Raw genomic sequence first — 18491 nt, forward strand, 5'->3', positions numbered from 1 at the left:
AATCTGAACTTACATGACAACCGTGCCGCCGATGACTGCTAGCCGACATTACCGCTGGATCATTTTGCTGATAGCCACCCTGGCTCAAGCAGCGGCATGCTTTTTCGTTCAAGGCATCGGCGCCATAAGCGTTTATATACAGGCAGATATGGCGCTCTCTGCATTTCAGATTGGGACGCTGGTCTCGGCGGCTCAGCTGGTGCCGTTGGTTGGGCTGTTGGTTGCTGGAGAGTTGCTAGACAGATTCAGTGAGCGTTTGGTGGTAGGGGTGGGAACCCTCGTTGTGGGCATTGCGCTTAGCGCTGCCGTGCTGGCGGAGAGTTACTGGGCCATGCTGCTGTTTTTGGTCATCGTAGGGGCAGGCTACAGTACCGCCCAACCCGGCGGTAGCAAATCGGTAGCCGCTTGGTTTGATAAATCCCAGCGCGGCTTTGCCATGGGGATTCGTCAGGCGGGATTGCCGCTGGGTGGTGCGCTGGCGGCGATTATACTGCCAACAGTTGCGATCACCTGGGGGTGGCGCGCCTCTTTTCTGGTGGGTGGGCTGATTGCGATCTTCGGGGCGTTGGTCTTTATGCTCTTTTACCGTGCCCCGGGTGGCGTGGTGCCGGTTGCAAGAGCCTCTGAAGGTAGCGTAAAAAAAGTCGTCTTATCGCGACTGGCGATGATTCGTGAGCCGGCCATGAAACAGATCATGGCGTCCGGTATTAGTTTGATCTCGGTTCAGTACGGCATTTTGATTTTTACCGTGCTCTATCTGCATAGTCGTTTGCAGATGGAGGTACTGCAGGCGGCGACTTTGCTATTCGTAGCCCAGGGGGCTGGGATAGCCGGGCGTATTTTGTTGGCGGCCTGGAGCGACCGCTGTCGCTCGCGCTATTTTCCGGTAATGGTGTGCATGGTGGCGGTAATAGTAGGGCTGCTGGTATTGGTTTGGCTGCCGCTACACTCAACGCTCATGCTGAGCGGTTTGATGGCCTGGCTGGGCTTTTTTGGTTTTGGTTGGTACGGCCCTTGGGTAGCTTATGTGGCTGAGTCTGCACCTGCTGATAAAACCGGTTTTGTACTGGGATTGGCTATGGCGATTAACCAACTGGCGATTGTATCGATACCACCACTCCTTGGGTGGCTGTTAGATATAAGTGACAGTTTTATGCTCGGCTGGAGTCTGCTGATCGCCATGACGTTATTGGGGCTATTAATGACCATCCAGCGGCAAGGAGACATTAATGAAAGCGATCGTGTTTGACGTATTTGGCACTATTGTTGATTGGCGCTCCAGTTTGATTCATCAGTTCAATGAGCTAGAGAAAGAGTTGGGGATTGAACTGCCCAGTGAAGTGTTGACTGATCAATGGCGTCAGCAGTATGCCCCTTCGATGAATAGGGTACGGCAAGGCGAAATCCCATGGATGGGATTGGATGACCTGCACCGAGAAAGCCTAGTCAAACTACTCAATCAACATGGGATTGCGCTAGACGAGGCGACCATTGATCGCGTCAATCACTTTTGGCACCAATTAGAGCCCTGGCCGGATGTTCAGAATGGCCTGCAGCGCTTAAAAGAGCACTACATTATCGGCACGTTGACCAACGGTAACCTCTCACTAATGGTGGACGTTGCCCGTTATGCCAAACTGCCGTGGGATATGATTTTTTGCGCCGAGTTATTCCAACACTACAAACCTGACACTGAAGTCTATTTAGGGGGTTGCCGTCTGCTACGCCTACCGCCTGAAGAGGTAATGCTGTGTGCGGCGCATAATGCTGACCTGCGTGCTGCCCGTGCCTTGGGAATGAAAACGGCGTTTATACCCCGTCGTACAGAATATGGCCCCCAACAGAGCAAAGATTTAGAAGCAGAAGAAGCATGGGATTTTGTGGCTGAAGACCTCGTCGCGTTGAGCGAGAGTCTAATAGAGTGAGCCAACAATACATGCCGTTAGGGCTGGATAGCATTTGTTGAGATAGTGGCAGCTATAGGTATTGAGTGTTTGAGCAGTGAGCTTATCCCCAGGCTTTATTTAATGGTAGAACGAGCAGACGCGCGAACACTGCGCGTCTAGTAACATCTTTTTATCGCAAGGAATGCAAAATGCAGTTAGCTCGATTTTTTGTCGCCATCATGTTGTTTTTTTTTATATCGGCTCAAGCGGTAGCAACTGATTGGACTCCACCTGATAATCCTGATTTGCTTCAGATCTTACATGAGGCGCGACTGGATATGCAGGCCAAGCGGTACGAGTCTGCGCTGGAAAAGCATTTTTGGTTTCACGAGAATGCAGAGCAAATAGATGAAAGTATCTCTGCAGTCAGAACATCATTTGCATTTTATGACTGGGTGAGGCTCGGACAAGAATATCCACCGGCCATGGATGAACTTCTTCAGGTGAGAGGAGGCCTGATCACTAAGTTGATCAATGAAGAGTATGATCGAAATGCATTTCGCGATCTTGTATCAATAAATGCAGTTCTCAATGAGGATTCAAAGACAACGGAAATCTTTAAACTCCTCGACTCGGAGCAACCAGAGGCTGCCAATAGAGCTTTCAATCTCGCGCAACCGGCGTTGATCAAGGATAAAGAATATGAACTGTATGTGAAATACGTCAATCCACAGCATGACTTTCTACGTATGAAGCATAGCTTTGAAAGCGGCATGCTAAGCGCTAACAACTCAGATTCTAATACTTCTAGATCCGATTTCTATATTAATTCATTCCGCAATAAAGCAGCGACATTAGTTGCAGTTCTTGTGGTTAATGACCGCGAATTAGAAGCAGCCGAAATTTCTACATTAGCGAAGGAAGTGCTTGATGACCCACAATTTCATGAGGAGTTGGAGGATGCGTTAGCTGGGACTGTACCTGTTCCTTGGCCTTAAGTTAATAAATATGGCAGCAGGCCGCAAACAACCCCGGGAGGTCTTTGATCAACTTCACTGATCAGCCAGCTACCCCATGCACGACGCAGTGAGCTGTAGTTCATCCAACAGCCTTAGGCAACTCCAGGTGTTTGTATGATCGAATGAGCTATAGGAGTTAATCCTCTGCTGTCAGCATGAAGGCTTCTACAGCAATTATTAGACGTGCTACTTACCTGATTTTTTTACCAAAACGATGATAAGAGTATTTGAAGACCAGGATTTTGAAGCCATAGAGGAACTTTACACCCTCGCCAAGCTAGATGAGTTCCGGTTTGAGCGAGGCCCGTTTGAGCTGATACCGCTTCGGCAAGACGAGGAGCGCCTACGAGGGCTGATGGAATCAGTGATATTTGTTTATGCTGATAAGGGCATTCGTGGGTACGGGGCAGTTTACGAAAATGAGATTGGCACGCTGCTTGTTCACCCGCTTTTTCGCCGCCAAGGCGTCGGTAATCAACTGTTTGGTCATATGATTGCCTGGATCGGAAGACCCGTTACGCTCTGCGTCGCAAGAAGCAACGTGGCGGCAAAAGCGCTCTATCAGCAATATGGTTTTAAAGTGACCGAGGAGTTTGAGGCCTGCTACAACGGTAAGCCGGTGTTAGCCAATAAGATGGAGCAGTCCAGCACTATTTTTGGAAAATCTAGTGCTGACACAGCGTTTTCTAGAAGCCGTACAAGGTAGATATCTGGAGCCGATCCAGTCTTGTTTTTTATACGGCAAAGCCGTATATTTAAGCAATGCTATTCATCGAAACGTCTACGTTCACCAAGCTATTACCGAGTTATCTTACGGATGAGGAGTACCGTGGGCTGCAAACGTATTTGTTGCAGAAACCAGATGCGGGCGACCTTATTAAAGGGTCGGGTGGTGTTCGTAAAGTTCGTTGGTCATCAACAGGTTCGGGAAAGAGTGGCGGTATCCGAGCTATCTATTATTGGAAGAAATCTGACCACGAGATATGGATGCTCACGCTGTATAGTAAAACGGAGCGCGCCAGTATCCCTGGGCGCATGCTCAAGCAGATAGCGGAGGCAATCAAAAATGGTTAAAAGAAATCTTGGAGCAGAGATACTCGACGGCATTAATGAGATAAAACATTTCAAGAAAGGTAGGGGAGCGCTGCGCACTAACGAGTTAGCAGAGCCCTCGCCACCCAAAATGATTCGGTTGAAACTGAACCTATCTCAATCGGCCTTCGCAGGGCTTCTGGGAGTAAGCATACGTACCCTTCAGGACTGGGAACAAGGCCGTAGAGAGCCACAGGGCCCGGCCATTGCTCTTTTGCGTATTGCTGAACAACACCCGGAAGTCTTTGATCAACTTCATTGATCAGGCAGCCACCCACCTCACGACGCTGTAAGCTGAGGCTCATCCACCACCACCGCGTCACGCAACGTTTCAGCGAAGCTTGCCAGGGCGGGTGTCCAGGACTCTGGTTCGGGGGCGACAAAATAGGTATCGACATTGGCGATGGACGTGGGCAGTTCCAGCGTATGAATCCCGAACCGGTGCTGGTGGGCTTCAACCGTCCCACGGGGTAGCACCGTGTAACCCATCCCGGCAGCAACGCAGCCAAGCATCGCGTCCAGGGAGCCGAACTCAAAAATCCGGCCTGCATTGACGCCGTAGGAAGCCAGCAACAGCTCAATACGCTGGCGGTAGCTGCACCCCTGGCGAAACGCCAAGAAAGCAGACGTCAGCAGTTCTTGTGAAGAGGGCATTCTCGTCATAGGTGTTGAGCCGACTAAGACAAGCTGCTCGCTAAATGCTTTGAGCAAGTGGTAGCGGCCATGCTCGAGCCGCCCGGCCACGAAGACACAGTCCACCTGCCCGTTAAGCAACAACTCGACCAGCTCAGCCGTGGGCCCGGTCTTTATCTGGATATCAACGTCAGGCTGCGCTGCGTGGTACGCCGCCAGTATCGGCGGAAGGCGCAACGCCGTCGTGGTCTCCATGGCGCCTATACGCAGCCGCCCACACGCCTTCTCTTGGCCTTTGAACAGCGATACCGCTTCGTCGTGGGCTGTCAGCATGCGCTCGGCGTACTCCACCAGCGCCGATCCGGCACTGGTAGGGCGAACGCGTCCTGCACGGTGAATCAGCTGTACGCCTAACTCTTCCTCAAGTTTCTTGATGTGGGCCGTCACATTGGATTGCACCGTGTGCAGCTGCTTAGCCGCCGTCACGAAGCTGCCGGTTTCGGCTACGGCCATGAATAGTCGAAGTGATTTCAATTGCACACGCCGTCTCCCTGTCAGGCTATCTTTAAACAAGATAGTAACGATCAAAACTAATCGTTTCTAGAAATAGCTCCTCACGCGTAGTCTGGTTGTGTACTAACGCGCTGCCCACCTTGCCCGAAAGGCGGCACGAAAAGGACACCACATGATGACTCGAACACTCACTAGCCACGACCTGTCTGCCCTGATGACAGGGATAATGGCGACCCTGGCGGGGATTGGCATTGCGCGCTTCGCCTATACGCCGCTATTGCCTGCGATTATTCAAGAGGGTTGGTTTACCGCGAGCCAAGGCGCCTACCTGGGGGCCGCCAACCTGCTGGGGTATTTTATCGGTGCACTCGTAGCTCACTCGCTGAGTGAGCGCTTTTCTCCTCGCTTGGTGATGGCCGCAAGCTTTGCGGGTATCGCGCTAAGCTTTGTGCTCTGCGCCGGGGCAGGTGGTTTCCTCTGGTTCTTCTTCTGGCGGTTGGTGTCGGGCATTGCCGGGGCCATCTTAATGGTCGTTGGCCCCTCGCTGGCGTTGGCGGCCACACCACCTGAAAGGCGAACGCGTGTTGGTGCCATGGTGTTTACCGGTATTGGCTTTGGGGCACTGCTTTCGGCCTTCATCGTACCGTTACTTCTTGGGTTAAGCCTGACAGTCACCTGGGGCACGCTGGGGCTGCTCTGTATTGCCGCTGGCCTTTTGTGCGACTGGGGAGTGGCGCACTTAACCTCACCCATAACGGCTAGCTCGGTGGGTAATAGCTCCACCGGGTATGCGGGTGTAAAGGTCGTTGTGCTGCTTGTCATTGGTGCTTATGCCCTGGATGCGATTGGCTTTGTGCCCCATACCGTGTTCTGGGTGGACTATCTCGCCAGGGAAAACGCCCTGGGCAATCAAGCGGCTTCATTGCAGTGGGGTATCTTCGGGTTAGGCGCCTTGTGTGGGCCGTTCATGGTGGGCGTACTGGCGCATCGAGTGGGCTGGCAGGGTGGCTTGATGATCGCCTTTGCGGCGAAGGCCGCCGCTGTCTTGCTGCCGGTGTTCTCGCTTGCACTGCTCAGCCAGTCGGTTTCCTCGTTCATGGTGGGGGCGATGATCCCCGGTATTGTTGCACTCACCTCTGGTCGCCTTGCTGAATTGGTAGGGCCAACCGCCCACAAGAAGCTCTGGGGGCAGGCCACCGCCGCCTTTGCAGCCGCCCAGGCAGTGGCAGGCTATGCCATGTCCGCGCTTTATGGCGCCTGGGGTAGCTACGCGCCACTGTTTGCCATCAGCGGCCTTATTCTCGTCGCGGGCTTTTTACTGGTGCTTCTTAGCCGTGGCGTACAGCAGAGGCATTCGTCTGGCCAACAATCTACACAGCAATCTTCAAACCAAGGGAGGCAATAATGGAGCTCTACCTAAACGCAACCTCACCCTATGCGCGCCTGATGCGCATCGTATTACTGGAAAAAGGCCTAACGGACACCGTGACGCTGAAGTGGTGCGACCCTTGGGCAGACGATGCCGAACTCTTAAAGGCCAACCCCGCCGGGCGTATTCCGGCGTTGATAACGGAGAAGGGGATCACGTTAAGCGAGTCACTGCTGATAGCCGTTTACCTGGATGGCGTTAGCCCAAACAAGCCGATGATTCCCACGGCTGGTTTAGGTGAGGTGCTGCACCTGACCGGGTTGGGTCAAAACCTGATGGATGCCGCGTTCAATACCGTGATTGCCAGAAAGCATTACGGCAATGGAATTGATGATAGCGAGCTGGGGCAGAGGCGTTCGCGGGCCATTCAGCGGCTATTAAAGCAGCTGGACGGTGAGCTTGGCGAAATACAACAGACCTCAACTATCAATCTGGGTCACATTGCCACCTCAGTGGCGCTGGATTATCTCGCCTTTAGGCTGCCAGAGGTGAACTGGAAAAAAGACTACCCGCTGCTTCTGGCATGGCACGCTAGCGTTACTGCGCGAGAGAGCTTTCAGCAGACGGCTTTCTGTTAGGACTTTCTATTAGGAGAAGTGGGGGAGGAAGCGAGCTCAGTGCTGGATCTCAGCCCGCAACTTTTCCACTTCTTCAACCGGCAGTTCTTCAATATCTGCGATCATTTGATCATCCATTTCGGTGCGAGCGATCAGCTTTCGGGCCGCGTTGCGTTTGCCTTCCAAGGCACGTTGCTCGGCTTCCTGACGCCCTTCCAGACGCCCTTCCTGACGCTCTTTTTGCACCAGATTTTCTAAGTTTTCTGCCAACATGTCTTTATCCTCCACCAAACTGTTGAGCCGCTCTAGATTAACTTCTGCACCAAGCCGCTGCAGATGACGTTTAATCCAGCGCGTGATGACCTTATCAATGCGTTCTTTGTTCGGATCCGCTTTGATAATGGCCACAATACGATCAACGGCTAGTTGCAGGGCTTCCCAACTCTCACCGGCGTTTTCGACGCTGAACACACCGCTTAATGGTGTCTGAACTAAGCCTAGCTGTTCATCAGTATAGCGCCCTTCATCGACTAGGTAATAGCGTAGGTGGGGCTGATAAATCTGAAGAAAGTCGGGCGGTTCTGGGGTGATCATCTCGAAGATGTCTAGCGGTGCCGTCCATCGCTCTGAGCCGTTATACAACACGACAGGGAGCACGGGCGGCAACCCTTGGCTGGGCGTGATGATCTTCTGTTTGAATAGTTCGCTATAGAAACAGGCGACGTAGTGCAGTAGTCGAATGGGCATAGTGCGATCCACCGAGGACTGAAACTCCAGCAGAATATACAGAAATACTCGTTGGGTGAGGCCTTTCCATTTCACTTCAACCGACCACACCACATCTTCAATCTTCTCTTCAAAAAGCGGCGTAATGTAGTTGCCGCTGTGGCTCTTCAGGGTGGAGAAATCCATCAGCTTAGCAATCTCAGCAGGCGTAAAGCCTTCGATCAACTGTTGCACGAATTCGGGGTAGCTAAACAGCTCCTTGTAGCCGGTATCATGATGTTTGTGAATGGTGCCCACCATGAGTGCTCCTTATTCAATGTGCCTAAGCGAGTGCATCGCAAAAAAAAATATACCTAAGAATAAATAGCGGGGGCTTGGCAAGCAACTGTTGTCGGGTTGGCGTTAGACACTGCCTGCATTTGATATATCCAGCCCTTATCACCCATGCCAGACTGCATATTCAAAATAAGAATATTAAATAATCCTTTTATGCTTTTTAGGAAATTAAGGATGCACTAAAATGGTGCCCTTTCTGAGCCAGGCCGCTGGGCGCCTGCCGCCGTGTTAAGCCAAAGATAAGGATGTCACCATGAGTGAGCCAGCAAGTGATCAAGAGGGGGCGCACTTTAAGCGCAGTATGCAGACGCGCCATTTGGTGATGCTCTCCTTGGGGGGCGTGATTGGCACCGGGTTGTTTTTGAGTTCCGGTTATACCGTGCAGCAGGCTGGGCCTATTGGGGCAGTGTTGGCCTATCTGGTAGGTGGCATTGTTGCTTGGCTGGTGATGATGTGCCTGGGCGAGCTGGCGGTGCATATGCCGAATTCAGGCGCTTTCAGCGCGCATGCCAGCCGCTATATCGGCCCCGGCACCGGCTATATGGTGGCCTGGATGTACTGGCTCACCTGGACGGTGGCGCTAGGTTCAGAGTTCACCGCGGCGGCGGTCTTTATGGGGCGCTGGTTTCCCGACATCCCCGGCTGGTACTGGAGCGGCATGTTTGCGGCGATTGTTTTTGGCGTTAATGCGTTTACCTCGCGCTTCTTTGCCGAGTCTGAATTCTGGCTTTCACTGATCAAAGTGATTGCGGTGGTGGTGTTTGTGCTGGTGGGCGCCGTGGCGATTATTGGCTGGGTACCGCTGCATGATGCCACTGGCGCAGAGGTCGCCTCACCGGGGCTATCGGCACTGTGGGGAGAGGGCGCCATGCCGCCCAACCTGATGGCCATTGGTACCGCCTTACTGGCAGTGATGTTTGCCTTTTCCGGCACCGAGCTGATTGGCATTGCCGCCGGAGAAACGGTAGACCCGGCCCGCAATGTGCCCAAAGCAATCCGCGCGACCCTGTGGCGATTGATCCTGTTTTTTGTCGGCACCATCGTCGTGATAGCGGCGCTGTTACCCCAGGATCAAGCCGGGCTCAGTCAAAGCCCCTTTGTGGCCGTATTCCAACGCCTTGGCGTGTCGGGTGCAGCCGATATCATGAATTTTGTGATCATCACCGCGCTGCTTTCGGCGGCCAATTCCGGTCTTTATGCCTCGTCGCGCATGCTATGGACGCTCGCTGACCAGGGCACCTTGCCCAAGTCGCTTGGCCGCCTCAACAAGCGTGGCATTCCGATGAATGCCCTGCTACTCAGCATGGTCGGCGGCCTGGGCGCGCTGTTCTCCAGCGTGTATGCCCCTGAAACCGTCTATTTGGTGCTCGTCTCGATTTCCGGATTGGCCGTGGTGGTGGTCTGGATGGCGATTGCGCTTAGCCAGTTTAACTTCCGGCGCCACTACCTCCGTGAAGGCGGGCTACTGAAGGATCTGGTTTATCGCACCCCGTTCTACCCCTGGGTGCTGATTATTGCTTTTGCAGCCTGTCTGGCCGCGTGCATTGGCATTGCCTTCGACCCGCATCAACGCGTGGCGCTCTATTTCGGTGTGCCTTTCATTGGCCTTTGCTACCTGGTGCACTTTGTGCGCCACCGTTCGGCCTCCCAACGTTCTGAACATTCGCCCAACGCCGTTAAGGAAAACGCCGTATGAATGAGTTAAATCCGATCAAAGCCCTGTTGGCCGACGTGCCCTTTATGGTCATCGACGGTGCCTTGGCCACTGAGCTGGAAGCGCTAGGCTGCGACCTCAATGACGCCCTCTGGTCGGCGCGCCTGCTGGCACAGGCCCCGGAGAAGATCCGTCAGGTTCATCAGGCTTACTTTGAAGCCGGTGCCGACTGTGCGATTACCGCCAGCTATCAGGCTACCGTGCCGGGTTTTATGCAGGCGGGGATGACGGCAGAAGAGGCGCGGGCGTTGATTCAGCTATCGGTCACCCTGGCACAGCAGGCGCGGGATGCGGTCTGGCAGCCCGGCCAGACTGACCGCCCCAAACCGCTGGTGGCCGCCTCCGTCGGCCCTTATGGCGCGTATCTGGCGGATGGCAGTGAATACCGAGGCGGCTATGACCTGGATCGCGCCGGGCTGGTTGAATTTCACCGTGAGCGTTTTGAACTCTTGCTGGCGGCGGGGGCGGATCTACTGGCTGCTGAAACTTTGCCCTCACTGGAGGAAGCGCTGGCGATCACCGATTTGCTGGCTGAGCATCCGGGCGCCCAGGTCTGGATCACTTTCTCGGCGAAGGATGGCCAACATATCAGCGATGGCACGCCGATCGCAGAATGTGCGAGGGCCCTGGCCAACTGCCCAGGCGTAGCGGCGATTGGTGTGAACTGCACGGCGTTGGCCCATATCAAATCGCTGATTGAGGAAATCCGCCGTGAGTGCGATCTGCCGGTGTTGGTGTATCCCAACTCGGGGGAAGTGTACGACGCGGTAACCAAAACCTGGCACCCGTCCCAATGCGATCATACCGGTGCCGATCTTTCCGGATTGGTACAAGGAGTTGAGCATTGGCTTGAAGCAGGTGCGTCAGGCATTGGCGGCTGCTGCCGAACGACACCGGAGGATATTCAAGCGCTGGCCCAGTGGCGCCGGTCGCGCCAGATTGTTTAGGCCTTAATGCTGAGTCTCTGCCCGTAACTTTTCTACCTCTTCGACGGGCAGTTCTTCGATATCCGCGATCATCTGCTTCGGTACGAACTATAGTGTCGGCTGATAAAGTTGAGCCTCGCTTAGTGAGCCGCTTTCCAAAGCGCGCTGCTCAGCTTCTCGACGCTCTTCTTGACGTCCCTCCTGACGCTCTTTTTGCACCAGATTTTCCAGGTTTTCTGACAACATATCTTTATCCTCCACCAAACTATTGAGCTGCTCCAGATCCACCTCATGTGCATGGTGCGATCCACCAAGGATTGAAACTCCAGGAGAATGTATAGAAATACTTGCTGGGTGACGCCTACCTGGGCACACCGCTCATTCGAAGCCGCCTTTCGTTCCCAAGCATTAAAAAAACAAGTCACATGGACAAATCATTCTTCGGTGCTAGGCTGAATACTAAAATATTAATAACACCATAATGACACGGCTCATACGCAGAGTGCCCACACGGCACGCACTCTGCCGAATTCCATCTCACCATACTCCCGCATGACCGTCGAGAGTGAGTGAGTAGCCATCTCCCTAGAGTTGACCAGATTCGAATGAATGGCGTACGGCTACGTTTCTTACCTTAGGAAACAGCGACAAAAATAGCAGATCAAGAATAACAAGGGGGAGTTGAAATCATGCCTACCCAACAACCGAGATATACCCCTGCTGTACTCAAAGAGCCTGCAAATTACGGCGTTCTTGAACAGCTGGCGGGAACCTGGGTTAACTACAACCCAGACAACAAAACGACCGGGTGGGGATTACATACCACTTGCCTGCCTTCCCCAGGAACCAACTCCGAAACCATTCCCGGCAAGTTTCATTTTCTCTGCCAAGACTATAAGGAGGAGCTTACCTTTACGTTAGTACCCGGCGGAGTACGCAACCGCGGTGGCGCCAACGAACAGTTCAGCGGAGCGGTAAAGTACGAACAGAGTATTCATGATCTCGATGGCAACCTGCTTCATGACGAAAACGGTATGTACCTCTGGTTGAGTACTCTTTACAACCATCCCGCCGACGACGAATCCATCATGACCGATATCGGTTATCCCGAATTATCAGCGGGTGCTGGCTCCGACGGTCCGGTGTATGTGCCTCCTTATACGGTCTCCCGCAGCGGCACGATTCCCCATGGCAGCACTGTGTTGCTGTTGGGTACAGACTCCGAAAAGAAGGGGAAACCGGAATTTCCCCATGGCACAGCCGCCTGGGATCCCAATCACCTGGCCATCTCACCAAGTATGGGGCTGGCAGGCACCACCGCTGACACCCCCATCAATCTCGATGAACCGGCACCGCCCTGGGTTCACGACCCCAGTCTTGCGGAGAGAGATCCAAGCGGCAACAGAACCTACACGCAGCGCATTTTGGCCGACGATCACTACCCCTATTCGGTGCGTCCCGATCTTCGCTTGCGCGATGCCATTCAGGATCAGGAGATCAAAAGATTCGTACTGATTGAGATGCGCACCCGGGAGGCCGGTGGATCCGAGGGTGGACTATTGAACACTCCATTCGTAGAGCGATTCGCTCGCGTAACCGAGATGAACTTGCGGATGTGGATTGAGACTGTCTTTGAAAACGGCAAGGAAGTTCTGCAGTTGCAGTACGAGCAGATTCAGTATTTTGAATTTCAATTCGGCACTGATGGCGGCACGACCCGCTGGCCACACATTCAGATCAACACTTTACGCAAAAAAGCGTAAGAGTACGCCTGGCCGCACGGGGCCTCGACACTGTTAATGACGGCAGGCGTCGGATTCCCACCACCTGCCGCGGAAACAGGCTAATCGGGGTAACGAAACATAAGGAGATGAAAACCATGGCGCCATCAGAAACAGCGAGAGAGAACGTTTCTCCAGGCCTGTTCGACAGGCTTACAAGCACCAGTGTACCCGTATTACAGGATCTCCAGGAGGCAGCGCAGCTCGCTTTACAGGTGGAATTTACCACTATACCTGTCTACCTCTCGGCACTCTATTCCATTTCAGACACTGGGAGCCATGTCTACCAGACCCTGCGCAGCGTTGCGATGGAGGAGATGTTTCATGTCAACCAGGCGGCCAACATCATCGTTGCCTTGGGCGCGCTGCCCAAATTTACTGGCGATGCGGTTCCTACTTTCCCCGGCTATATGCCACAGGCCAACCCGAAGACGACCCCTATGGTCGGCCTGTTTCGTGCATCCCCCGATGTATTCGCTAATGTCTTTGCCGCCATCGAAAGCCCGTCGCAGTACGGCGCGCCTCCTCAGGGCGACAACTACGACAGCATCGCGCAGCTGTACGGCGCATTGGTTGCGGCGGTGGATGCCTATCCCGGAAACCCCTTCAGTACAACCGGTGTTCCTGGTCGGCAAAGAACCAATATCTATCTCGGCAAATTTGGCGGTAATGTCAACGAAGTGATGGACAAGGAGAGCTTCCACGCGGCGGTTAACGAAATCGTCGAGCAAGGAGAGGGAACCGTTCCCCCTGAAAAGCCTCTGGTTCCGGTTGAGAGCTTCGGTACTTACAACCACTATGGCAAGCGTACCGATGGCACCTACGGGCCCATCCTCGGCACCCCGTACGAGCTGAGCCATTTCCTCAAGTTCCGCGAAGTTGCGCTCGACAGCGCCAATTTCCCGGCGACGCTCCCCATCATCTCCAATCCCGATAGCAGCGACTACACCAACCCGCAGGCCAAGCGGCTGTCTGACAGCTTCGATGATCACTACAGCCTGATGCTGCACGCCTTCGAAGCCACATTCAAGGCTGGCGACTCCGACCCTTATTTCAGTGTCGTCCTTTCAATCATGCACCGGGTGCTGCCGCATCTTGCCCGAGCGTTGATGTCTACCCCGGCCTTTGCCGACGGCGACAGCTCCGTTGGCCCCAATGCCGCACCGGCATGGCGCTACAGAAGCGATACCAATCGCACCTTTGGGGAACTGACGCAGGAGCTTGAAGACGAGCTCGATCAGCTGTCGACATCACCCAGGGAAAACGCATTGCGCACGCACCTTAAGACAGCCTTGGCAGGCGACAAAGAGATAGTGACGTCAGCCAAAGCGCTGGGCTTGTAATGGGCTAACGTTGAAAGGAAATCATCATGACTGACTACAAAATTTACCCGCCTATTGGCATTGCCCGTGTGGGGAACGCGCCGGAAAAATGCTATATCGGCCCCGAGACATATCGCGGTCTGCCCATTAACCTCGACGGAAGAGACTTCACCCAGGATGACTTCCGGGATGAACAGGGACGCATGTGCCGCCAGGCTGCGCGCTTTCATATTTTTCACGGCGACGAAGAGATCACCCTGGATACGCCCGGAGTAAAGGCGATCACCTGGACCGTGCACATGGCGAACAAGAAAGCCAGTTGGTATGAGTTCGCCACCAACGAGGGAGAGCAGGGCTACGCCAGCAATCACCCCTTGCGCAACGCCGATGTGGAAGACCGACACCGCTTGATTATCGACCCAGGGCCACGCCAGATCAGCGGCGCCGATGCCGGTCCCGTCCCCATGGACCGCGATACAATTCCCGAGGGCTATAAGGGCGCAAACTTCCCTAAGGGCATTCTGTATCCCAATCGGGAGTGTATCGACACCTTAGGAGAGCTGCGTACCGACACAGCCGGTCGCCTGCTGGTGTTGGGCGGTTTGGGTGTTTCCGGAACCGAAGATGAAAGCGCCGTGATCAAACAGTACGCTAATAATGATGGCTGGTGGGACGACACCGGTGACGGCCCAGTCAGCGCGGTAATCGAATGGGACAATGGCAGTAGCAATCCGGCTGATCCGGCCTGGGTGTCTGTGGCGCCGCCTTCCTATGCGCCAGAGATCGCCAACCTGGTAACGCTCTGGGACACCATCTTCGACAGCGCTGTGCGTGCTGGACACAACCCACAGATAAATAATCAGGGCATGTGGCAAAGCGGATCCTATGGCTACAAGCCCAACTTCCAGAGCGAGATAAAACCACTACTGGAACGGGCCACCACCTACGCCTGGGTTGCGGCAATCCCTCCCAAGCCCCACAGCTTTGACATGGAGATGCTGGGGGCGGTACCTGATCATGAGGATCACTACCGTGGCCTGCGCAATTGGATTCTGGATGTTCTACGACCACCGGCAGCTGAGAACTCCATTATCTCCGGGCGGGGAGCCACCATGATGCCCTACCTAGCGGGGGACAATTGTCTTATCGGTGGGACGTTTACATCCACTTATCTACGTTTGACAGATACCCAGTTCTTCTTTGTTCAACAGTGGGCGGCGGGGCACTTTGTCAACGAGCCTGTTGCCGATAGTGGCCCTCAATCACTGACACGCAATGTTCTGGAAAACTGTGTAGGAGGTGCGTTTTCTCCCGGTATCGAGCTCACCTGGATCACCCGCAATCGAGCCATCTACAATCGTGACGACCCTTTCCGTATCAATACCGCACCGCCCACCGAAGGGCCACTCAACCTGGGCTTTACGCCTACTGCGATGGAGCCCGGGGATCTCACTCGTTACATGGCCATACCCTGGCAGGCAGACTTCAATGAGTGCTCCTCACAACCCATCGGTGAACGAGTTTTGTGGTGGTGGCCCGCACAGCGGCCTGAATTCGTCTACCTGGAACCGAAACCCCAGGGAGTACGCCAGGCGACTATGCCGATACCGGATGAGCAGACGGGAGGGCAGGTTGCCTGGATCGGCACCGATTTCGATCAGATGCGGGGAGATTTCATCTCCTTTGCCGACGACGTACAGATGGTGCAGTACTGGTCGCGGCTGGGCTTCGTGATGGAAAAAGAGGTTCAAGGCGAGCGCCGCTTTGTGGAGGTTGCACGCACCTTACCCCGACCTTTCACACCGAATGGCAACTGACTTCGATCTCGTTATCCTCGGCGCTGGCCCTGCCGGTTGCGCCACGGCTCTCGCCGCGATAGCGGCGGGGGTCGAGCGCGTGGCGATACTGGACAGGCCTGCCCGCCAGGCCTTCAAAGTGGGGGAATCCGCGGCGCCTGACGTAGTCGCTAAATTGAGGCTGCTGGGTATATCGAATGACCTTGGGGCGAGAGGGCATCGACCCTACTACACCAATCTCTCCCTATGGGCAGGAGAGCGCAGGTTCGACGATTTTCTCCATCGCTCGACAGGGGATGGCTGGCATCTAGATCGGGAGCGCTTTGACGAGGATCTGCGTCAAGCCAGTGGTGAAAAAGGCGCGCAGCTACTAACGCCTGCGGTGTTGGAATCTCTACGCTGGGATAGTAGCGAGTGGCAACTGCAAATAACGTATCAAGACAAACAGCACCTACTGAGTTGTCGTTACCTCGTCGATGCTTCCGGGCGCGGAGCTACCCTCTGCAGGCGACTGGGGGTAGAGCGAAAGCGTCTCGACGATTTGGTGGCGGTGGCGTGTAAATGGCCCAATGTCGGCAGGCTGGAGGGCATAACTCTGGTGGAATCGGTTGCTGACGGCTGGTGGTACGCTACCGGTTTGCCAGATGGTTCAGCACTGTTGGCGTTGATGTCGGATGCATCCGTTGTGCGCCAGAAGGGGCTGCGAAATAGCGAAGCATTCTATGCGCTCTGGGGCCAGACAGAAGAGCTACAACAGTGGCTGCAGCCTTCTCGCCAGCACGCACTCTCGCTTACCTGCTTTGCTGCATACAGCGGTTTTGTGACCCAAGCAGCTGGGCCGGGCTGGATCGCAGTGGGCGATGCCCTGGCTACCTTTGATCCTTTGACCTCTTCGGGAATTTCCAACGCACTGGGTGACGGTTTGGCAGCGGCACCGGTAATCACCGATTGGCTGAACAGGCATGACCTGCAAGCGGCAGAACAGTATGCGCTTCGCGCAAACAGGGGAGTTAACCGCTTTATCAAGGAGTGGCAAGGCCAATATAGCTTGGAGCGACGGTGGTCGGATCATCCATTTTGGGCTCATCGTCGTGAGGTTGGTTAGAGAGGTCGATGCACTGGCCAAGCAGGCGCAAATAAGTCGTGAAATGCACTTCACCGGAAGGATCACGGATGCCAAAGCCCCTGCCGCCCCACTGATGGTCTTCAAGCGGGATCATTGTGGACAGGCCGGCTTCGGTCAGGGCAGCATGGATCTGGTCGGCATCTATCGTCTAGGAGCGCTAGCGTGTTCTCAGTGGGAAATCCCTGCATCGGCAGCGGCTCATCAAATGCTTCCAGTGCCGAGATGGCTGCTTTCGAAGGGAAGACTCGTTGAGTAGCATTCTTTGAGAGATAGCGTCGCCCGCGTGTATCCGCATCAGCTTGCAAGTCTAGTTCATTCATCTTGGCCTCCTGGTTATTATCTCTGTTTCATGAAGCCTCATGCGGCATATAACGCCGGGTCGTGGCCCAGAATGCTAGCGCCAATAGGCTTAGCGAAGCGCCTAAAATGCACACACCCTGCCAACCTGCATGAGCATAGGCGGTGGTCGTGCTGATGGCGCCTAGGCCACTACCGATCGAATAGAACAGCATGTACAAGCCTAATAAGCGGCTATGTGCCTCAGGACGTGTGTGAAAAATCATGCTTTGATTAGTGACGTGAAGAGCCTGCCCACCCATATCAAGCAGCACAATCCCGATGATCAGCGCCCATAGCGACCACTCCATCAATGATAGTGGCCCCCACGCTAGCAGCAGCAACACCAGCGCAGCTGCACTTGTGCGCTGCCCGAGACCTCGATCTGCCCATTTTCCGGCGCGAGCGGCTGCGAGGGCTCCCACTACGCCAGCCAAGCCAAATGCGCCAATGGCCGTATGAGAAAACTCATAGGGTGGTGCGCTAAGTGGCAATACCAAGACACTCCAGAAAACGTTGAAGGCAGCAAACATTAGCATCGCCAGCACGCCGCGAATTTGCAGCACTCGCTCTTCCCGCAATAACACCAACATAGAGACAATCAGGTGTGGATAGCTCATGGAACCTGATGCAGCTTTTAGCGTCGGCAGCCGACGCCACAGAGGTAGTGCCACTGCCAGCATTATGACCGCAGAACACAAATAGACGCCTCGCCAGCCGGCCAGATCGCTTACACCACCAGCGAATACGCGGGCAAGCAACAAGCCAATAAAAACACCTCCTTGCGCTACACCGACGACACGACCCCGTTCATGAGGGGCGGCAGCGCTAGCCGCGTAGGCGATTAACCCTTGCGTCATCGCTGTACCGAGCAAGCCAACACCGAGCATTCCTGCCAGCAGCATTGCGGTGGATTGCGACAATGCTACAACCACTAAAGAGGCCACCAACGCCAACAATTGCAGCGCCATTAGGCGACGACGATTCACCCGATCCCCTAGTGGAACGAGCAGTAGCAAGGCCAAGGCGCAGCCGACCTGAGTGGCCGTGATCACACCGCCAACGGCTGCATGACTGATACCGAAATCCAGGGCCAGTGAATCTAACAGTGGCTGTGCGTAATAGACGTTGGCGACACTTAAGCCGCTGGCCGCAGCGAAAAGTAGCACTAAGCCACGCGGCATGTCCGTTTGGACGACCGGTTTGCTGTTATCACGAAGCGATACAGGCAGTACCGAAGACGCCTTCATAGCCACCTCTCATTCAGCTGGTTTCAAATAAAAACTAGTTGGATGGTAG

18 protein-coding genes are annotated in these 18491 nt (G+C 54.6%); 14 read left to right on the forward strand and 4 right to left on the reverse strand.

Annotation, left to right across the window (positions count from 1 at the left end; translation table 11 throughout):
* Positions 1-13: 13 nt before the first annotated feature.
* The 5 genes from K7H09_RS00825 to K7H09_RS00850 all read left to right on the forward strand — a co-directional run bounded on the left by K7H09_RS00825 (position 14) and on the right by K7H09_RS00850 (position 4259).
* Complete coding sequence (locus K7H09_RS00825) at positions 14-1249, forward strand: MFS transporter (RefSeq protein WP_230803169.1); 1236 nt, start codon at positions 14-16, stop codon at positions 1247-1249.
* On the forward strand, positions 1230-1925 hold the full coding sequence (locus K7H09_RS00830; RefSeq protein ID WP_230803171.1) for a haloacid dehalogenase type II: 696 nt from the start codon (positions 1230-1232) through the stop codon (positions 1923-1925). The genes K7H09_RS00825 and K7H09_RS00830 overlap by 20 nt, the downstream gene beginning before the upstream one ends.
* Positions 1926-2095: 170 nt before the next feature.
* On the forward strand, positions 2096-2884 hold the full coding sequence (locus tag K7H09_RS00835) for a hypothetical protein (protein WP_230803173.1): 789 nt from the start codon (positions 2096-2098) through the stop codon (positions 2882-2884).
* A gap of 235 nt (positions 2885-3119) precedes the next feature.
* Positions 3120-3611: a GNAT family N-acetyltransferase gene (locus tag K7H09_RS00840; RefSeq protein WP_230803178.1), complete on the forward strand. Its 492-nt coding sequence runs from the start codon at positions 3120-3122 to the stop codon at positions 3609-3611.
* Between the two features lie 360 nt (positions 3612-3971).
* Positions 3972-4259, forward strand: coding sequence for a helix-turn-helix domain-containing protein (locus K7H09_RS00850; protein ID WP_230803180.1), 288 nt, complete (start codon positions 3972-3974; stop codon positions 4257-4259).
* Between the two features lie 17 nt (positions 4260-4276).
* Here the strand turns inward: K7H09_RS00850 and K7H09_RS00855 are convergent, their stop codons facing one another.
* Positions 4277-5170, reverse strand: coding sequence for a LysR family transcriptional regulator (locus K7H09_RS00855; RefSeq protein WP_022522636.1), 894 nt, complete (start codon positions 5168-5170; stop codon positions 4277-4279).
* 145 nt (positions 5171-5315) lie between these two features.
* On the opposite strand from K7H09_RS00855, the gene K7H09_RS00860 reads away from it, so the two are divergent.
* Together K7H09_RS00860 and K7H09_RS00865 are read left to right on the forward strand one after the other, a co-directional pair.
* On the forward strand, positions 5316-6548 hold the full coding sequence (locus K7H09_RS00860; RefSeq protein ID WP_230803181.1) for a YbfB/YjiJ family MFS transporter: 1233 nt from the start codon (positions 5316-5318) through the stop codon (positions 6546-6548).
* Positions 6548-7150, forward strand: coding sequence for a glutathione S-transferase N-terminal domain-containing protein (locus tag K7H09_RS00865; RefSeq protein ID WP_230803185.1), 603 nt, complete (start codon positions 6548-6550; stop codon positions 7148-7150). Before K7H09_RS00860 ends, K7H09_RS00865 begins: the two co-directional genes overlap by 1 nt.
* 36 nt (positions 7151-7186) lie before the next feature.
* Here the strand turns inward: K7H09_RS00865 and K7H09_RS00870 are convergent, their stop codons facing one another.
* Positions 7187-8155 (reverse strand): Rpn family recombination-promoting nuclease/putative transposase, encoded by a 969-nt coding sequence (locus K7H09_RS00870; protein ID WP_022522639.1) that lies wholly within the window; start codon positions 8153-8155, stop codon positions 7187-7189.
* Positions 8156-8444: 289 nt separating this feature from the next.
* On the opposite strand from K7H09_RS00870, the gene K7H09_RS00875 reads away from it, so the two are divergent.
* Together K7H09_RS00875 and mmuM are read left to right on the forward strand one after the other, a co-directional pair.
* Positions 8445-9887, forward strand: a complete 1443-nt coding sequence (locus tag K7H09_RS00875; protein WP_230803187.1) for an amino acid permease — start codon at positions 8445-8447, stop codon at positions 9885-9887.
* The gene (mmuM, locus tag K7H09_RS00880; protein WP_230803189.1) at positions 9884-10852 is read left to right on the forward strand and encodes a homocysteine S-methyltransferase; all 969 of its coding nucleotides are present in this window, start codon (positions 9884-9886) and stop codon (positions 10850-10852) included. Before K7H09_RS00875 ends, mmuM begins: the two co-directional genes overlap by 4 nt.
* A gap of 87 nt (positions 10853-10939) precedes the next feature.
* On the opposite strand, the gene K7H09_RS00885 is transcribed toward mmuM, so the two are convergent.
* Positions 10940-11077 carry a hypothetical protein gene (locus tag K7H09_RS00885; protein ID WP_162484071.1) on the reverse strand — a complete coding sequence of 46 codons (138 nt, stop codon included), beginning with the start codon at positions 11075-11077 and terminating at the stop codon, positions 10940-10942.
* Positions 11078-11520: 443 nt separating this feature from the next.
* On the opposite strand from K7H09_RS00885, the gene K7H09_RS00890 reads away from it, so the two are divergent.
* From K7H09_RS00890 to K7H09_RS00910, 5 genes are all read left to right on the forward strand, one after another.
* Positions 11521-12594, forward strand: a complete 1074-nt coding sequence (locus K7H09_RS00890; RefSeq protein WP_052475584.1) for a peroxidase, FMP-type — start codon at positions 11521-11523, stop codon at positions 12592-12594.
* Between the two features lie 116 nt (positions 12595-12710).
* Positions 12711-13955, forward strand: coding sequence for a ferritin-like domain-containing protein (locus K7H09_RS00895; RefSeq protein WP_041158202.1), 1245 nt, complete (start codon positions 12711-12713; stop codon positions 13953-13955).
* Positions 13956-13981: 26 nt separating this feature from the next.
* Positions 13982-15751: a LodA/GoxA family CTQ-dependent oxidase gene (locus K7H09_RS00900; protein WP_041158201.1), complete on the forward strand. Its 1770-nt coding sequence runs from the start codon at positions 13982-13984 to the stop codon at positions 15749-15751.
* Positions 15741-16835, forward strand: coding sequence for a tryptophan 7-halogenase (locus tag K7H09_RS00905; protein WP_041158200.1), 1095 nt, complete (start codon positions 15741-15743; stop codon positions 16833-16835). Before K7H09_RS00900 ends, K7H09_RS00905 begins: the two co-directional genes overlap by 11 nt.
* Positions 16822-17112, forward strand: a complete 291-nt coding sequence (locus tag K7H09_RS00910; RefSeq protein ID WP_041158199.1) for a hypothetical protein — start codon at positions 16822-16824, stop codon at positions 17110-17112. Before K7H09_RS00905 ends, K7H09_RS00910 begins: the two co-directional genes overlap by 14 nt.
* A gap of 91 nt (positions 17113-17203) precedes the next feature.
* Here K7H09_RS00910 and K7H09_RS00915 read toward each other — a convergent pair whose 3' ends face one another.
* Positions 17204-18442 carry an MFS transporter gene (locus tag K7H09_RS00915; protein WP_230803191.1) on the reverse strand — a complete coding sequence of 413 codons (1239 nt, stop codon included), beginning with the start codon at positions 18440-18442 and terminating at the stop codon, positions 17204-17206.
* Between the last annotated feature and the right edge of the window lie 49 nt (positions 18443-18491).

It is taken from the genome of Halomonas sp. IOP_14 (assembly GCF_021021315.1).
In the GTDB taxonomy this organism is placed as follows: Bacteria; Pseudomonadota; Gammaproteobacteria; order Pseudomonadales; family Halomonadaceae; genus Vreelandella; species Vreelandella titanicae.

Bases quoted from the DNA above. Each gene is read 5' to 3' on its own strand.
- K7H09_RS00890 (WP_052475584.1), top strand. From the start codon at position 11,521: ATGCCTACCCAACAACCGAGATATACCCCTGCTGTACTCAAAGAGCCT.
- K7H09_RS00885 (WP_162484071.1), bottom strand. From the start codon at position 11,077: ATGTTGTCAGAAAACCTGGAAAATCTGGTGCAAAAAGAGCGTCAGGAG.
- K7H09_RS00865 (WP_230803185.1), top strand. From the start codon at position 6,548: ATGGAGCTCTACCTAAACGCAACCTCACCCTATGCGCGCCTGATGCGC.
- K7H09_RS00835 (WP_230803173.1), top strand. From the start codon at position 2,096: ATGCAGTTAGCTCGATTTTTTGTCGCCATCATGTTGTTTTTTTTTATA.
- K7H09_RS00860 (WP_230803181.1), top strand. From the start codon at position 5,316: ATGATGACTCGAACACTCACTAGCCACGACCTGTCTGCCCTGATGACA.
- K7H09_RS00905 (WP_041158200.1), top strand. From the start codon at position 15,741: ATGGCAACTGACTTCGATCTCGTTATCCTCGGCGCTGGCCCTGCCGGT.
- K7H09_RS00875 (WP_230803187.1), top strand. From the start codon at position 8,445: ATGAGTGAGCCAGCAAGTGATCAAGAGGGGGCGCACTTTAAGCGCAGT.
- K7H09_RS00825 (WP_230803169.1), top strand. From the start codon at position 14: ATGACAACCGTGCCGCCGATGACTGCTAGCCGACATTACCGCTGGATC.
- K7H09_RS00840 (WP_230803178.1), top strand. From the start codon at position 3,120: ATGATAAGAGTATTTGAAGACCAGGATTTTGAAGCCATAGAGGAACTT.
- K7H09_RS00895 (WP_041158202.1), top strand. From the start codon at position 12,711: ATGGCGCCATCAGAAACAGCGAGAGAGAACGTTTCTCCAGGCCTGTTC.
- K7H09_RS00915 (WP_230803191.1), bottom strand. From the start codon at position 18,442: ATGAAGGCGTCTTCGGTACTGCCTGTATCGCTTCGTGATAACAGCAAA.
- K7H09_RS00830 (WP_230803171.1), top strand. From the start codon at position 1,230: ATGAAAGCGATCGTGTTTGACGTATTTGGCACTATTGTTGATTGGCGC.
- K7H09_RS00870 (WP_022522639.1), bottom strand. From the start codon at position 8,155: ATGGTGGGCACCATTCACAAACATCATGATACCGGCTACAAGGAGCTG.
- K7H09_RS00900 (WP_041158201.1), top strand. From the start codon at position 13,982: ATGACTGACTACAAAATTTACCCGCCTATTGGCATTGCCCGTGTGGGG.
- K7H09_RS00850 (WP_230803180.1), top strand. From the start codon at position 3,972: ATGGTTAAAAGAAATCTTGGAGCAGAGATACTCGACGGCATTAATGAG.
- mmuM (WP_230803189.1), top strand. From the start codon at position 9,884: ATGAATGAGTTAAATCCGATCAAAGCCCTGTTGGCCGACGTGCCCTTT.